This is a genomic window from Selenomonas sp. oral taxon 149 str. 67H29BP (assembly GCF_000146365.1).
Taxonomy (GTDB): Bacteria; Bacillota; Negativicutes; order Selenomonadales; family Selenomonadaceae; genus Centipeda; species Centipeda felix.
The window spans coordinates 928,196-942,746 of sequence record NZ_GL397087.1; the positions used below are offsets into that span (position 1 = coordinate 928,196).

The window sequence follows — 14,551 nt, forward strand, 5'->3', positions numbered from 1 at the left end:
AAACAGATCACCGCTGCACGTGTGTACGGAGTGCGAGCGAGAGGAAGAAGATGAGGGCGGCGGCGGCGACGATGGCCGCGCCGGCCGCGATGCCGAGGTAGTAGGCGGAGAAGAGCCCGACGATGCCCGCAACGAGGGCGGTGAGGATGGCGATGAGGTGGTACTCCTTGACGCTGCGCGCCACGTTGCGCGCGGCTGCCCCCGGCAGGACGAGGAGTGCATTGATGATGAGGATGCCGACCCACTGGATGCTGACGGCGACGACGACGGCGAGCAGGGCGGCAAACGCCGCCTCGATGCGCACGACGGAGATGCCGCGGCTGTGCGCGAGTGACGGGTTGACGGAGAGCAGGAGCAGATGGTTGAAGAGGACGGCCCAGACCAGTACGACGAGGAGGTCGACGGCGAGCAGTCCCGCGAGGTCGGACGGCGTGATGCTCAGGATGTCGCCGATCAGGAGCGGGGAGAATTTCGAGAAACCGCCGCCTCGGCTCATGACCATGAGGCCGACGGCAATGGCAGTCGAGGAGAATACGCCAATGACGGTGTCTGCCGATGCCGCCGTCCGATGCTTGATGTAGGTGATGAGGAGGGCAAAGGCGATCGAGAAGGTGATGAGCGCGGTGAGCGGCGAGACGATGCCGACGAGCGCGCCGACGGCAATACCCGTGAATGCGCCGTGGCCGAGCGAGTCCGAGAAGAACGCCATGCGGCTTGAGACGACCATGGTCGAGAGGAGCCCGAAGAGCGGCGTCATGAGTAGGACGGCGAGAAGCGCATTCTTCATAAAGGTATACTCTGTCCACGAAAAGGGCAGGAGTGTGTCCATGACGTGATAGATCAGTTCCATGCCGTCCCCTCCTCTCCTGCCGTGCGCTTCTCCGTCGGCGCGCGCAGGCTGCTGAGGTCGGGCAGAATGCCGAAGATCTGCTCCATCGCCGGAGAGCGATAGACCTCCTCGGGCGTACCGGCCGCCGCGATGCCGTGGTTCATCAGGACAACCTTGTCCGCATGGCGTGCCGTCATGCCGAGGTCATGCGAGATGAGGAGGATCGCGAGATCCTCCTTGGCGCGCAGCTCCGCGACGATCTCGTAGAAGAGTGCCAGTCCGCGCTGATCAACGCCCGAGACGGGCTCATCGAGGAGGAGCAGGTTTGGGATGGGGTCGAGCGCGAGCGCGAGGAGAACGCGCTGCAGTTCTCCGCCCGAGAGTGCGCCGAGGCGGCGGTCGATGAGGTGCTCCGCCCGCACGCGCGCAAGGCTCTGCGTGGCACGTGCACGATAGCGACGTGCGGGGCAGAGCCAGACGGGGCGCGCCGTGATGCACGCCATAAAGAGATCCATGACGGTGGTCGGTGCGCTCACGTCGAGGCGGAGGTACTGCGGGACGTAGCCGATGACGGGGCGGCCGGTATGGCGCCCCTCGGCGTCGACGAAGCGGATGTGTCCCGTGTGCGGCACCTCGCCGAGGATGGCGCGCAGGAGGGTTGATTTTCCCGCGCCGTTCGGCCCGATGATGGCGGTGAGCTCGCCGCAGTGAAAGTGCAGGTTGACGTGTGAGAAGACGTCAAAGGTCCCGTAGGAGACGCCGAAGTTCTCGACGCGCGTGCAGCAGAAGTGTGCGCAGCCCTCTGCTGCGCCGCTGTGATGAAAGATATGCCTGAGCATGATTGTCCTCTGAGTGATATGAGTGATTGCTTAGTCAGTCAGTCGGCGGAATTTCCATGTACCGGCGACGATGCCGAGGATGGCGTAGAGCACGACGACGGCAAGCGAGATAACGGAGTAGTCCCCTGCCCCGCTGAGGCTGCGCAGGAGGTAGCTCGTATGTGTCAGTGGGAGGATCTCCACGAGATAGCGCACCGCATCCGGCAGTGCCGCCGTGGAGAAGAATGTCCCGCAGAGGAACGACATGGGCAGGAGGACGTAGAGGTTGACCTGTCCCATCTCCTCGTAGGTGGAGATATACATCGCCGCGAGAAAGCCAATCTCCGCGAAAATCGCACAGTTCAGCGTCAGCACAAGAAGAAAGAGCGGCGTGACGGAAAAATGTGCACCGAAGAGATAACTCAGTCCGATGATGATCGCCGAGGAGATCAGTCCGCGCAGCACGGCACCCGCGACCTTGCCGATGACGTAGGCATCGGGGCGGATGGGGGCGATAAGGTACTCCTCAAGGCTTTTATGGTAGATGCGCTCCGCGTGCACGGGGATGATGCTGTTAAAGCTGATGTTCATGGAGTTCATCGCGAGCAGCCCCGGCACGAGGAAGTCGATGTACGAGCCGCCGCCGACGTCGATGCTCCGCCCGAGTCCCCAGCCGAAGGCGATGAGGAACATGAGCGGCGAGACCATGCGGCTCAGGATATATTTTTTCAGGCGGCGACGCAGCACGATCCAGTCGCGCCAAAACACCGTCCATATATCGCCAAGCATCAGAGCCCCTCCTTCCGTCCCGTCAGCTCGATAAAGACGTCCTCTAGATTCGTCGGGCGCAGGAGCACACGCGCCATCGTCTCCTCGATGCCGCGCGCATAGCTGCGCGCCTCCTCCTGTGTATGGAAAAAGCGGTAGGCGCGTCCGTCCGCCCCATCCCACTCCACGGCGTGTCTGCCCAGTGCCTCACAGAAGTCCTGCGGCGTCTGCAAGTCAATGAGCCGCCCCTTATTGATGATGGCGACGCGTGCGCAGAGCGCCTCTGCCTCCTCGATGTAGTGTGTGGTGAGGAGGACGGTCACGCCGCGCGCTGCGATGCCGTGCACCACATCCCAGATATGGCGGCGAATCTGCGGATCGAGGGCAACGGTCGGCTCGTCGAGAAAGAGGACGCGCGGACGGTGGATGAGCGCACGCGCAATGAGCAGCCGCCGCTTCATCCCGCCCGAGAGCTGCCGCACACCGTCGTTGCGCACCTCCATGAGCGACATCTCCGTCAGGAGCTCCTCGATGCGTGCCGTGCGCTCCGCACGCTCCATGTGGTGCAGGCGCGCGTGCAGCTCCATATTGTCCCAGACGGTGAGTTCCTGATCAAAGTTCACGTGCTGCGGTACGACACCGATCTGTGCCTTGACGCTGCGCTCTGCCGCATGGATGTCCTCTCCGCCGATGCGGATGCGTCCGCTCGTCGGACGGGTCTGCATGGTGAGCATCCGAATGATTGTCGTCTTGCCTGCGCCGTTCGGGCCAAGGAGGCCGAACACCTCGCCGCGCCGTACGGAGAGCGATACATCATTGACGGCGGTCTTCCATGCGCTCTCTTTTTTCTCATTGGTATGCGGAAATTTTTTGACGAGGTGTTCCATCTCAATCATCATGGCTGTATCCATGTATCAGTCCGCCCGAAACTGGATGCCCGCCATCAGGCGTGCTTTTTCCATGACCGCCATCACCGCGCGCGTCACGGCAAATCCGTCCTCCACGGCAGTGTAGTCCCGCTGCTGGTATATGCGCTGCATCTCCTCAAACTCATGCACCATGCGGTGCTCGTGGCGGTTCAGCGCGAAGGTCTCGGGCTCCGCACCGCGCAGGCCGATGGTGAAGGAGCGCAGTTCGTTCGGCGTGCCGTCGGTGCGAATCCAGCCGTTCTCGCCCTGGATCATGAGGAAGGAGGGGCTGCTGCTGTCCTTCGCCGCTGCCGATGAGGCGCAAAAGCCGTCGTAGCGCAGGGTCATCACCCCTGATGTGTCGATGCCGTTGAATCCGATATTTGCCAGATAGGACGCGGAAAGCGGGCGTCCGAAGAGCGCGATGATGAGCGCTAGGTTGTAGACGTTCAGGTCATAGAGTGCGCCGCCCGAGCAGGCGGGGTCAAACGCGGGAGCAACGTCGCGCGCGAGGTAGCGGTCGTAGCGGCTCGAATACTGGGAGAAGTTCGCCTGTACGAGGCGGACGAGGCCAAGCCGGGGCAGCCGCTCCACGATGCCGCGAAAGTTCGGCATATAGAGCGGTGTCATTGCCTCAAAGACGTAGCTCTGCGCCGCACGGGCGCGCGCGATCAGCTCCTCTGTCTCCGCGAGGGTCGAGGCAAAGGGCTTCTCCACGATGACATTCCAGCCCGCCGAGATCGCCTGACGCGCATAGTCGAAATGCGCGCTGTTTACGATGCCGAGGTAGACGAAGTCGGCCGCATGGGATGCGAGCAGCTCTGCGTAGTCGGTCACGACGTGCGGGATGTTAAACTCCTGCGCCATGCGTTCCGCTTTTTTCCTGCTGTGCGCTCGTGCACAGAGCACGGGGATCTCCACACCTCTCACCATGCGCAGCGCATTAAGCGCCTCGCGTGCGATCATTCCCGTTCCGACGACTGCAATCTTCATTCGCGTACTCCTCTATCTGTTGCCTTGCTTTTCGTGCCATTTATTATAGCAGGGTATCTCCATAAAGAAAAGAGCCTGCCGCAGAAGCAGATGCTCCTGTGACAGGCTCCGAGCGGATATGCTGTATTACTTCATCATTTTGATGTGGTCTGCATCCGCCCCCTTGCGTCCCTGCAGCGCGTCCCATGCGTCGTTGGCACGCTCCACGAAGGCAGCACGGATCGCCTGGTTCTCACCGAGGCCGTGCAGATAGGTGTTGACCTTGAAGCCCTGGCTCTCAAGGATGCTCTTGTGCGAGTCCGAATCCTTGCCCGCCATGTCGTTGTGTGCATGATCGCCCGCCACCATCATGATCGGCATGAGCGTGACCATCTTGATGTGGTTCTGCTTGAGCTTCGGCAGGATCGTCTCCAGGCTCGGCCAGCCCTCCACCGTGTAGACGTAGACGTTCTTATAGCCGAGCTCGTTGAGCTTTGCCTGGATCACGGAATAGTAGGCGTTGGAGACGTGCGGCGTGCCGTGTGCCATGAGGAGGAGTGCCTCATCCTTGCCCAGCTTCGGGAACTGCGTCGAGACCGCCTTGATGAACTCCGTCACGTCGTCCGCCTGATTTTCCTGTCCCTGCCAGTACATGAGGGAGGTGCCGCAGGTCATCGTCTTAAACTGATCCTTGTACTCGTTGTAAACCGCCTTGACGTAGGAATACTCCATGCCCGGAATGACGTCGAGCGAGACCAACGCGACGCGGGAGTAGCCCTCTGCCTTGAGCTGCGTCAGTGCCTCCTCGGGCGTCGGATAGTGCTTGCCTTCCTTTGCCGCGATGCGGTCGATGATGATATGGGAGGTAAATGCCGTGACGACCTTTGCGAGGGGGTTCGCTGCCTGAATATCGCGCACCGTCGCCTCGATCGTCTTCTCACGCGTATCCTTGAACGTCGTGCCGAAGCTCGCAACAACAATGGCATCCTTGTTCGTGTAGTTCGCCATCTGCGGGTTGTTGTACTTCAGAACACCGATTTCCGACGCCTCCATGAGTGCCGGAGTCACCGTCTTGACCTCAGGATTGAGTTCGTATGCCGCCTCTGCCGGGCTGTACGAGGACAGTCCCAAGACCGCTGAGCATGCAAGCGAAGCGACCAGCATTTTCTTCCAGTTTTTCATTCCGATTCCTCCTAAAAATAGATACTCTCCCGGCGAGGCACACAGCCTGCCGCCTCTCCCCATCAATTCAGTTCTATTATATATAGATTACATTTCATAGGATACATCGTCAGCAGGAAATTGTCAACGTACATCGACGACTTATTTTCCCGTATCCCGCTCGACATGATCCTTCCATGCATCCGATTTCTCGTTGCCGCTCGCACGCTCTGCGACGTAGACACCGACAGCATCGTAGTTCGCACGAACACCGCTCGATGTGTTCTTATACGTCACGGCGTTCGCCTTGCGTACCCCAATGGCATCTGCTTCCTCAGCCGCATCGATGTTCGCGCCGAGGTAGATGAAGTCCCAGCCCGCCTTTTCCTGCTTGTCCGAGATGAGTTCCTTGACCTTTGCCTTTGTGAACTCAGTGCTCGCGTTCTCCATGCCGTCCGTGATGATGACGACGATCACCTTCGTCCCCTGCCTGTCTGCCGCGCCCGACTGCTCCATGTGCAGGATCGTTTCGCCGACGGCGTCGAGGAGTGCCGTCGTGCCGCCCGTCTCATACGTCCGCTCGGTCAGCGGGCGCACGCTCTGGATCGCCCTGTGCTCGTAGAGGCGGTCAATCTTGTCGTTAAAGAGCACCGTCGTCACGCGCACGCCGATGCCAAGCTTCTTCTCCTTCTCGATCATCGCATTAAAGCCGCCGATGGTGTCCGCCTCCAACCCGTGCATGGATCCACTCCTGTCGAGGATCATCACGAGTTCAATGCGGCTCGGCTTTTCCTGCAACGCAGCCGCTCTCGGTGTGCTGTCCTCTGCCGCCTGTGCGGACGCCACGGCACAGGCGAGACAGAGCAGTACCGTCAGCAGGATGGATGAAAATTTTTTCCACATGGTCATGCCTCCTATTTCTCAACTGCTTTTTGAATGATAGCAATAGAATATGATATTCACATAAAACAAAAAAGGCTGTTGCATGAAGTCGCAAACTTCGTGTAACAGCCCCTTCTTTGTGCCCCTTCCACCGCTTGCGCGGTCCCCCTTGCTGACCTGTCCAAGAAGCAAGTCCACAGGACGAAGCTGATTGGGTAACAGGACGTATGGGAAAACGTCCCAAGAACACGAGCGACAGCGATGTGTGATTGGCTGACGTTGACCGCTCCCCGTGACCACGGGGAAGGCTTTTAGGATAACGGTATATTAGCTTCCCCCGCCGCGCGGGGGAAGTGGCGAGCGCAGCGAGCCGATGGGGGGTATGCAATGGTCCCTTGATGTTTCTTTATTCCTGTGCGCGTCCCACGCGGTTGATGGTCGTCAGTCCGCGATAGACTGTCCCGATGTCGAGCTCGTCCCCGCGCGACTCCATGTATTTCTCCAGCTTGCGCTTAACGCGCTGCAGCGCATTGTCGATGGATTTGACCTGACGATGCAGGTCGACGGCGATCTCCTGATAGGATTTGCCGTCGAGGTAGCTCATGAGGACGCGCCACTCAAGGTCGCTGAGGATTTCCTCCATTTTCTGCTCGATGTCGATGAATTCCTCGTGACTGATGACGAGTTCCTCGGGGTCGCTGATGCGCGCACCGGAGAGCACGTCGAGCAGGGTGCGGTCAGAGTCCTCGTCGTAGATGGGCTTGTTCAGTGAGACGTAGGAGTTGAGCGGGATGTGTTTCTGCCGCGTCGCCGTCTTGATCGCCGTGATGATCTGGCGCGTCACGCATAGCTCCGCAAACGCACGAAACGATGAGAGTTTGTCCGGGCGGTAGTCACGAATCGCCTTGAAGAAGCCGATCATGCCCTCCTGCACGATGTCCTCGCGGTCTGCACCGATGAGGAAGTAGGAGCGTGCCTTGGAGCGCACGAAGTTACGGTATTTGTTGATGAGATAGTCGAGTGCCTCATCACCGCGCTCGCCGCGAATGTGGGCGAGGAGATCCTCATCCGAGCAGCCGTCATAGATGCTGTTTTCCGCCGTCTCGTCTGCGTAGGTGTCCCCATCGGCAGCGAGCTCGCCCGTATCCATCTCCTCCGACACGGAACGTTCTTCATCCAATAGGGGCTTTTGCTTTTCGCCGTAAAAAATCATACGATGCACCGTCTTCCCATGCTTCCGGTGCATGACAGTCACCTGCCACGCACAATCGTCCCATGATTATTATAACTCTATTGCAAAAGTCCCGTCAAGAGACAAAAAGGACTGTGCATGATGGTTCTCACCTCATGCACAGTCTCTATTTGTCCCCCTTCCCCGCCAAACGGAGAAAGTTATGGGGAAGAGAAAAAACTTAGATTACTTCAGCTCGACCGTTGCGCCAGCCTCTTCGAGCTTCTTCTTGAGCTCTTCGGCCTCAGCCTTGGCGATATTCTCCTTGATCGGCTTCGGTGCGCCGTCAACGAGCTCCTTCGCTTCCTTCAGGCCGAGACCCGTTGCCTCACGAACGGCCTTGATGACGTTGATCTTCTTGTCGCCTGCTGCTGCGAGAACGACAGTGAACTCCGTCTTCTCCTCGCCGCCCGCAGCCGGAGCAGCGCCGCCGACAGCAGCAACTGCGACCGGTGCAGCTGCGCTGACACCGAATTTCTCCTCCATTGCCTTCACGAGCTCGGAGAGTTCGAGAACGGTCATGTTCTCAATGGCTTCCAGAATCTGATCCTTGTTCATGCTGTATACCTCCAATAGTATGTAAATTCTCTCTCAATCGTATGTTTATGCGGATGCCTTCTGCGCACGCACAGCCTCAAGCACATAGACGGCATTGCGGATAACGCCCTGCAGTACGTTGACCGTGTTCGAGATCGGCGCATTCATGCTGCCCATGAGCTTTGCGATAAGCTCTTCGCGCGACGGGAGCGATGCGAGCGCCTGAACCTCAGCCGTCTCGATGACCTTGCCCTCAACGGTACCGACCTTGACGGACAGGATCCCCTTCTCGTCGAGCTTGTTTTTCTTGATGTAGCCGCAGATGACCTTCGCCGGAGCGACGGCATCGTCTGCCGAGAACGCAAATGCGGTCGTGCCCTCAAGGTGCGGATCGAGCCCCTCAAGACCAAGCGCATCTGCCGCACGGCGCAGCATCGTGTTCTTTACGACGTGATAGGAGACGCCCGCAGCGCGCAGCTCGCGGCGCAGCTCCGTATCCTGTGCAACGGTGAGACCGCTGTACGTCGTAAAGACAGCTCCTTTCGCCGAGGAGAGCTGCTCTTTCAGCTTCTCGACGATGACTTCTTTCTTGTGATCTGCCATGTAATCATTTCCCTCCTTTCATCTGATGTGTGTTGCACGAAGGTGAAAACCTCGTATGATGGCCGTTTTTTTGCCCCTTCCACCGCTTCCGCGGTCCCCCTTGCTGACCTGTCCAAGAAGCAAGTCCACGGGACGAAGCTGATTGGGTAACAGATCGTATGGGAAAACGTCCCAAGAACGCGAGCGCCAGCAATGTGTAATTGGCTGACGTTGACCGCTCCCCGTCATAACGGGGAAGGATTTGGGGAAATAACGGCATAGCGAGCCGATGGGGGGCATGTAAGAGCCCCTCCCGTGTCGGTGCTCTCGCACAAAAAATCTCCGGCTGCTATCCTGCCGGAGATGAATGTTCAAATTCACGTCCGGCCTCGGCAGGCGACTATGTCGTTAGATGCTTGCGCAAACCTGCTGTCTACAGCCCGGGGAAATTCCGTGCGCCGCTAAAATTAGCTAAGCGCAACGGGGACGGCGGGTCCCATCGTCGCCACAACGGTGATGGAGCGGATGTACTGCCCCTTTGCCGCTGCCGGCTTCACGCGGATCAGCGTGTCGATGATCGCCTGATAGTTTTCGCGGAGTTTCTCCGCATCAAAGGAGGCCTTCCCAATGGGAACGTGGACGTTGCCCGCCTTGTCCGTGCGGTACTCCACCTGACCTGCCTTGATTTCGCCGATGGCTTTCTTCAGATCCATCGTGACCGTGCCGAGCTTCGGATTCGGCATGAGTCCGCGCGGACCGAGAACCTTACCGAGGCGGCCGACCGTGCCCATCATGTCGGGTGTAGCGACAGCAACATCGAAGTCGAGCCATCCGCCCTGGATCTTCTGCACGATCTCATCCGAGCCGACGAAGTCAGCTCCTGCTGCCTCAGCCTCAGCGACCTTCTCGCCCTTTGCAAAGACGAGCACGCGCTGGGTCTTGCCCGTGCCATGCGGCAGGACAAGGGCGCCGCGCACCTGCTGATCCGCATACTTCGGATCGACGCCGAGGCGCACGTGCAGCTCGATGGTCTCGTCGAATTTGGCCGTTGCCGTCTTCTTGACGAGTTCCATCGCTTCCTGCGAAGTGTAGAGTTTGCCGCTCTCGATCAGCTTCGCAGCGTCTTGGTATTTCTTACCAACCTTTGCCATGAATAACTCCCTTCGTGGTCATAACGGGCGTACGCCCTTCCACTTGGTCACGGACAATTAGTCCGTGATCTCAATGCCCATGCTGCGGGCCGTGCCCTCGATCATGGACGTTGCCGCCTCGATCGATGCGGCGTTCAGATCTGGCATCTTGGACTCTGCGATCTCGCGTGCCTTCGCGCGCGGGAGCTTTGCGACCTTCGTCTTGTTCGGCTCGCCCGACGCCTTTTCAATGCCCGCCGCCTTCTTCAGCAGAACTGCTGCCGGAGGGGTCTTCGTGATAAAGGTAAAGGAACGATCCTCAAAGACTGTGATCTCAACCGGAATGATGAGCCCCGCCTGCTTCGCCGTGCGTTCGTTGAAGTCCTTGACGAATGCCATGATATTGACGCCCGCCTGACCAAGCGCAGGTCCGACCGGAGGAGCCGGTGTCGCCTTCCCCGCAGGAACCTGCAGCTTTACGACACGCGCAACCTTCTTTGCCATCCACATTCACCTCCTTTCGGTGAAAAATCAGCGGTATATCTGATCTCAGATCCGTTCGACCTGATCGATCTCGACATCCAGTTGGGTTCCGTCCACATCGACCTGCACGCGCATACTCGACGTGTCGATCGACGTGATCTTGCCCGCGTAGTCCTCGAATGCGCCCGAGATGATGCGCACCGTGTCACCGACATCCACCTTGGCGCGGCGTTTCGGTGCCCCGCCCACCGAGCCGGAGAGGATGCGTTCCGCCTCCTCCGCCGTCAGCGGAATGGGGTGCTTCTCCGAGCCGACAAAGCCCGTGACGCCCGTCGTGTTACGCACGACGTACCACGAGTGCTCATCGACAATCATGTCAACGAGGACGTAGCCCGGGAATACCTTGCGCGGGACGACCTTTTCCTTGCCGTCCTTGACCTCGATCTCGTTCTCCACGGGCACGACGACGTTAAAGATCATCTCGCTCATGCTCGCCGAGTGCATGAGGCGTTCAAGGTTTGCCTTGACCTTGTTCTCATACCCCGAGTAGGTGTGGATGACATACCATGCGCGATGCGGATTTGCCTGCCGGAGATTGAGTTCTTCCTTGTCTGCCATGTCCCTCACCCCGTCTAGTAATGCAGGATAACCTGAAAGATGCGCGCAAAAATAGTGTCGCAGATCCAGATGAGCGCGCAGACGACGACGATCGCAATGCCGACAACACCGGTGTAGGTAACCAGCTCGCGCCGCGTCGACCACGAGACCTTCTTCATCTCGGCGACGACTTCCCGCAGGAATTTCACAATCTTTCCCATGATGCGGGCGCTTACTTCGTCTCTTTGTGCGGCGTGTGCTTGCGGCAGAACTTGCAGTACTTGCTGAACTCCAGACGATCCGGATTGTTCTTCTTGTTCTTGTTCGTGCGATAGTTGCGGCTATGGCACTCCGTGCACTCAAGCGTAATGTTGTTGCGCATGAATATCGACTCTCCTTGTTAGTTTTCATGACACGAAATCACTCGTATCAATTTATCATACTTGGAAAATGCTGTCAACGCATGAAGTACATTTTCCCTAAGGAGACACCGGAGTGCTCCCTGAAAGCATAAAAGAACCCCCGTTGCGGGGGGATCAAGCAAAATGGTGGCGGCACAGAGATTTGAACTCCGGACACTGCGGGTATGAACCGCATGCTCTAGCCAACTGAGCTATGCCGCCGTTATATGGAGCTGATGACCAGGATTGAACTGGTGACCTTATCCTTACCAAGGATACGCTCTGCCGACTGAGCTACACCAGCGCACAGACTTGGTTGCGGGGACAGGACTTGAACCTGCGACCTTCGGGTTATGAGCCCGACGAGCTACCGACTGCTCCACCCCGCGATAAAAAGTGGTGGGCAGGGATGGATTCGAACCATCGTAATCCGAAGATGACAGATTTACAGTCTGTTGCCTTTAACCACTCGGCCACCTACCCATGATATGCTATTGGTTGCGGGGACAGGACTTGAACCTGTGACCTTCGGGTTATGAGCCCGACGAGCTACCGACTGCTCCACCCCGCGATGTTCTGTCGTGTGTTGCACTGACAATACGGTATTATACGGCAAAGGAGCGGGCGCGTCAATACCTAAAATAGAAAAAAGGACGATAATGCGAAACTTTTTCGTTTCACACCATCGTCCTTGAACATTTCTGTGGCGAAATTACTCTGCGGCGTCGCCGTCAAAGAGATAGGAGTAGCGTTCCTTGAACTCCTCCTGCGTCATGCGGTAGGCATTCGCAAGTCCCGGATCGTCGAGGTCGCCCTTTTCGAGGCGCATCATGAAACCGCGCGCGATACGGTAGTGGACGGAGCCGATGTTGACCTTGCGCACCTTCGTCTTGCCCGTCTCGGGGTCGCGAATCTCGTCGAAGCGCATCGGCACCGCCTGATTGTCCTGGATCGTGATGATCGCGCCCGTGTCGCCCTGCATGAGGAACTTGACGGCGGAGTAGCCGAGCGAGCGGCAGTAGTCGATGTCATAGGCGATCGGTGCCGTGCAGCGCAGCTCATAGCCGATCTCCTTGTCGATGACGCTGATGGTGATGCCGAGCTTCTTCGTCTCGGCGAGCACCGCCTGTTTGATGATCTCGCCGAAGTCGAGCTCGCTGTAGCGGATGTGTCCGTGCTCGTCCGTGACGACGTTGCCGAGTTTGGCGAAGTCCTCCTCGGCGATCTTCTCGATCACGCCCTCAGCGATGACGGCAACGCCGTAGTTGCGCCCCGTGAGGTAGCGCTTCACGATCGAGCCGACAATCACGTCGACGACCTGCTGCAGCGGAATCTTTTTCTGGGAGAACTCCTCGGGGATGATGGTGATCGCCGCGCCTGCGCTGCGCCCCATCCCGAGGGCGAGGTGCCCCGCTGTACGTCCCATGGCGATGGTGAAGTACCAGCGGTTGTTCGTCGTGCTCGCATCCTCCATGAGGTTCTCGATCTCCATCGTGCCGAAGGCACGCGCCGTCTCAAAGCCGAATGTCGGCACGCCCTCGGGGAGCGGCAGGTCATTGTCGATGGTCTTCGGGACGTGGACGACGTTGATCGTGCGCCCCATCTTGCGTGCGTACTCGGAGACCGCCATGGAGCTGAATGCCGTGTCGTCGCCGCCGATGGTGACGAGATGCGTCACGCCGAGCTCGGTCAGCGTCTCGACCACGGTGCGGAGGTCGGATTCCTTCTTCGTCGGGTTGAAGCGCGACATCTTCAGAATGCAGCCGCCCGTCAGATGAATGCGGCTGATGTTTGCGGGCTCAAGGCGCACGTAGTTCTTCTCACCGCGTGCAATTCGCGAGAACCCGTCGTAGATGCCGAGCACATCCCACCCGTGCCGCGTTGCCTCACTGACCACGGCAGAGATGACGCTGTTGATGCCGGGGGCGGGGCCGCCACCGCAGATAATCGCAATCACATTCTTGATGCCAATCATGAAACCTTCCTCCTTATTGGTTTGGAATAGTCTGTATGATGTTATCAATTCGACGAAAAATCGTCTTTTCCTGCAATTCCCTAGGGAATCGCTGATAAAATGAAGTCCGTCAGATTGGCGTAGGTTTTTTCGTCCGATTGAGGAGGCAAACCGGACGCATAGCAGAGGCTATGTGGAGGATTTGCCGACAAAAATCGGGCAAAAAAGATGCGCTAGGGAAGTACTGATAAAATGAAGTCCGTCGGATTGGTGCAGATTTTTTGTCCTGTCAAGGAGACAAACCGGACGCATAGCAGAGGCTATGTGGAGGATTTGTCGACACAGGCAGGGCGAAAAAGATGTGCTAAGACGGCGGTGCTGAGTTTATCAGTACTTCCCTAAGATGGCGGTGCTGAATTTATCAGTGCTTCCCTAGATGCTAAGTAGTCAAAAGGGCAGAAAAAATATATAATAAAGGAATCACTGATAAAATGAGGTCTGCCAGATTGGCGTAGATTTTTTGTCCGATTGAGGCAGCAAACCGGACGCATAGCGAGGGCTATGTGGAGGATTTGCTAACGAAAAGCGGGCGAAAAAGATACGTCAAGATGGTCGTGCCGAATTTATCAGTGATTCCTAAATATACCATTCAGCGCATTTGGAGGTTCGTCATGACATTGCCCAACAAGCTCGGAATCTCGGATTCCACGGCCCTTGCCCATGAGGAGGAGCGGCTGACCAAAAAGCGTGCACAGGAACTCTATGACCAACATATCATCGGGACGTTTGCCGTCGGCACATACGCTGGACTGCAGGAGATTCACCGCTATCTGTTTCAGGATGTATATGACTTTGCCGGGCAGACGCGCACGGTCAACATCGCCAAAGGACATTTTCGCTTTGCCCCCGTGCTCTATCTCACGGAGGCACTGGCGCAGATCGACCGTATGCCGCAGGACAGCTTTGACGCTATCCTCGATAAATACGTCGAGATGAATGTGGCACATCCCTTTCGGGAGGGCAACGGGCGCAGTATGCGCATCTGGCTCGACGCCATGTTAAAACACGGGCTCTCTTGCGTCGTGGATTGGGATAACGTGGATAAAGACGACTATCTGCTCGCAATGGAGCGCAGCCCCATCCGCTCAACGGAGATCAAGGTCCTGCTGAAGAACGCCCTGACGCAGCGCATCGACGACCGAAGCATCTATATGAAGGGCATCGATGCCTCCTATCGCTATGAGGGGTACAACGCCTATAAAACGGAAGAGATATAAGGAAGCACTGATAAATTCGGT

The 14,551-nt window shown here is 58.0% G+C and carries 18 protein-coding genes and 5 tRNA genes; 2 read left to right on the plus strand and 21 right to left on the minus strand.

All coding sequences use genetic code 11. From position 1 onward, the window contains the following. Positions 1-7 precede the first annotated feature (7 nt). From HMPREF9166_RS04370 to pfp, 21 genes are all read right to left on the minus strand, one after another. Positions 8-850 carry a metal ABC transporter permease gene (locus tag HMPREF9166_RS04370; RefSeq protein ID WP_009442854.1) on the minus strand — a complete coding sequence of 281 codons (843 nt, stop codon included), beginning with the start codon at positions 848-850 and terminating at the stop codon, positions 8-10. Further along, the gene (locus tag HMPREF9166_RS04375) at positions 841-1,668 is read right to left on the minus strand and encodes a metal ABC transporter ATP-binding protein (protein WP_009442855.1); all 828 of its coding nucleotides are present in this window, start codon (positions 1,666-1,668) and stop codon (positions 841-843) included. The genes HMPREF9166_RS04370 and HMPREF9166_RS04375 overlap by 10 nt, the downstream gene beginning before the upstream one ends. Positions 1,669-1,698: 30 nt before the next feature. Beyond that, positions 1,699-2,436 carry an ABC transporter permease gene (locus HMPREF9166_RS04380; protein WP_009442856.1) on the minus strand — a complete coding sequence of 246 codons (738 nt, stop codon included), beginning with the start codon at positions 2,434-2,436 and terminating at the stop codon, positions 1,699-1,701. After that, entirely contained in the window at positions 2,436-3,326 is an 891-nt protein-coding gene (locus HMPREF9166_RS04385) for an ABC transporter ATP-binding protein (RefSeq protein ID WP_009442857.1), read from the minus strand. Before HMPREF9166_RS04385 ends, HMPREF9166_RS04380 begins: the two co-directional genes overlap by 1 nt. Before the next feature lie 3 nt (positions 3,327-3,329). Then, the gene (locus HMPREF9166_RS04390; RefSeq protein WP_009442858.1) at positions 3,330-4,316 is read right to left on the minus strand and encodes a Gfo/Idh/MocA family protein; all 987 of its coding nucleotides are present in this window, start codon (positions 4,314-4,316) and stop codon (positions 3,330-3,332) included. 126 nt (positions 4,317-4,442) lie between these two features. After that, positions 4,443-5,477 (minus strand): sirohydrochlorin cobaltochelatase, encoded by a 1,035-nt coding sequence (locus HMPREF9166_RS04395; RefSeq protein WP_009442859.1) that lies wholly within the window; start codon positions 5,475-5,477, stop codon positions 4,443-4,445. Positions 5,478-5,618: 141 nt separating this feature from the next. After that, entirely contained in the window at positions 5,619-6,359 is a 741-nt protein-coding gene (locus tag HMPREF9166_RS04400; RefSeq protein ID WP_039981019.1) for a vWA domain-containing protein, read from the minus strand. 385 nt (positions 6,360-6,744) lie between these two features. Next, positions 6,745-7,551 carry an RNA polymerase sporulation sigma factor SigH gene (gene sigH, locus HMPREF9166_RS04405; protein ID WP_039981611.1) on the minus strand — a complete coding sequence of 269 codons (807 nt, stop codon included), beginning with the start codon at positions 7,549-7,551 and terminating at the stop codon, positions 6,745-6,747. 204 nt (positions 7,552-7,755) lie between these two features. Beyond that, positions 7,756-8,127, minus strand: coding sequence for a 50S ribosomal protein L7/L12 (rplL, locus tag HMPREF9166_RS04410; RefSeq protein WP_009442862.1), 372 nt, complete (start codon positions 8,125-8,127; stop codon positions 7,756-7,758). Between the two features lie 45 nt (positions 8,128-8,172). After that, positions 8,173-8,709 carry a 50S ribosomal protein L10 gene (gene rplJ / locus HMPREF9166_RS04415; protein WP_009442863.1) on the minus strand — a complete coding sequence of 179 codons (537 nt, stop codon included), beginning with the start codon at positions 8,707-8,709 and terminating at the stop codon, positions 8,173-8,175. A 446-nt stretch (positions 8,710-9,155) separates the two neighbouring features. Continuing rightward, on the minus strand, positions 9,156-9,839 hold the full coding sequence (gene rplA / locus HMPREF9166_RS04420; protein ID WP_009442864.1) for a 50S ribosomal protein L1: 684 nt from the start codon (positions 9,837-9,839) through the stop codon (positions 9,156-9,158). Between the two features lie 57 nt (positions 9,840-9,896). Next, complete coding sequence (gene rplK, locus HMPREF9166_RS04425; RefSeq protein ID WP_006690943.1) at positions 9,897-10,322, minus strand: 50S ribosomal protein L11; 426 nt, start codon at positions 10,320-10,322, stop codon at positions 9,897-9,899. A 45-nt stretch (positions 10,323-10,367) separates the two neighbouring features. After that, complete coding sequence (gene nusG / locus HMPREF9166_RS04430; protein ID WP_009442866.1) at positions 10,368-10,919, minus strand: transcription termination/antitermination protein NusG; 552 nt, start codon at positions 10,917-10,919, stop codon at positions 10,368-10,370. Between the two features lie 14 nt (positions 10,920-10,933). Further along, complete coding sequence (secE, locus tag HMPREF9166_RS04435; RefSeq protein WP_009442867.1) at positions 10,934-11,119, minus strand: preprotein translocase subunit SecE; 186 nt, start codon at positions 11,117-11,119, stop codon at positions 10,934-10,936. Positions 11,120-11,130: 11 nt separating this feature from the next. Then, positions 11,131-11,280: a 50S ribosomal protein L33 gene (gene rpmG / locus HMPREF9166_RS04440; protein WP_006307107.1), complete on the minus strand. Its 150-nt coding sequence runs from the start codon at positions 11,278-11,280 to the stop codon at positions 11,131-11,133. A 164-nt stretch (positions 11,281-11,444) separates the two neighbouring features. Further along, positions 11,445-11,521: transfer RNA gene (locus tag HMPREF9166_RS04445), tRNA-Met, on the minus strand. A gap of 6 nt (positions 11,522-11,527) precedes the next feature. Beyond that, positions 11,528-11,603: transfer RNA gene (locus HMPREF9166_RS04450), tRNA-Thr, on the minus strand. A 9-nt stretch (positions 11,604-11,612) separates the two neighbouring features. Then, a tRNA-Met gene (locus HMPREF9166_RS04455) sits at positions 11,613-11,688 on the minus strand. A gap of 8 nt (positions 11,689-11,696) precedes the next feature. Next, a tRNA-Tyr gene (locus HMPREF9166_RS04460) sits at positions 11,697-11,782 on the minus strand. A 12-nt stretch (positions 11,783-11,794) separates the two neighbouring features. Beyond that, a tRNA-Met gene (locus HMPREF9166_RS04465) sits at positions 11,795-11,870 on the minus strand. 141 nt (positions 11,871-12,011) lie between these two features. Then, positions 12,012-13,274: a diphosphate--fructose-6-phosphate 1-phosphotransferase gene (gene pfp, locus HMPREF9166_RS04470; RefSeq protein ID WP_009442868.1), complete on the minus strand. Its 1,263-nt coding sequence runs from the start codon at positions 13,272-13,274 to the stop codon at positions 12,012-12,014. Positions 13,275-13,505: 231 nt separating this feature from the next. Between pfp and HMPREF9166_RS12890 the strand changes: the two genes are divergently transcribed. Both HMPREF9166_RS12890 and fic read left to right on the plus strand, forming a co-directional pair. Beyond that, the gene (locus HMPREF9166_RS12890; RefSeq protein ID WP_009442869.1) at positions 13,506-13,655 is read left to right on the plus strand and encodes a hypothetical protein; all 150 of its coding nucleotides are present in this window, start codon (positions 13,506-13,508) and stop codon (positions 13,653-13,655) included. Between the two features lie 269 nt (positions 13,656-13,924). Further along, a complete protein-coding gene (gene fic / locus HMPREF9166_RS04475; protein WP_039981025.1) occupies positions 13,925-14,530 on the plus strand; it encodes a protein adenylyltransferase Fic in 606 nt (201 codons plus the stop codon). Positions 14,531-14,551 lie beyond the last annotated feature (21 nt).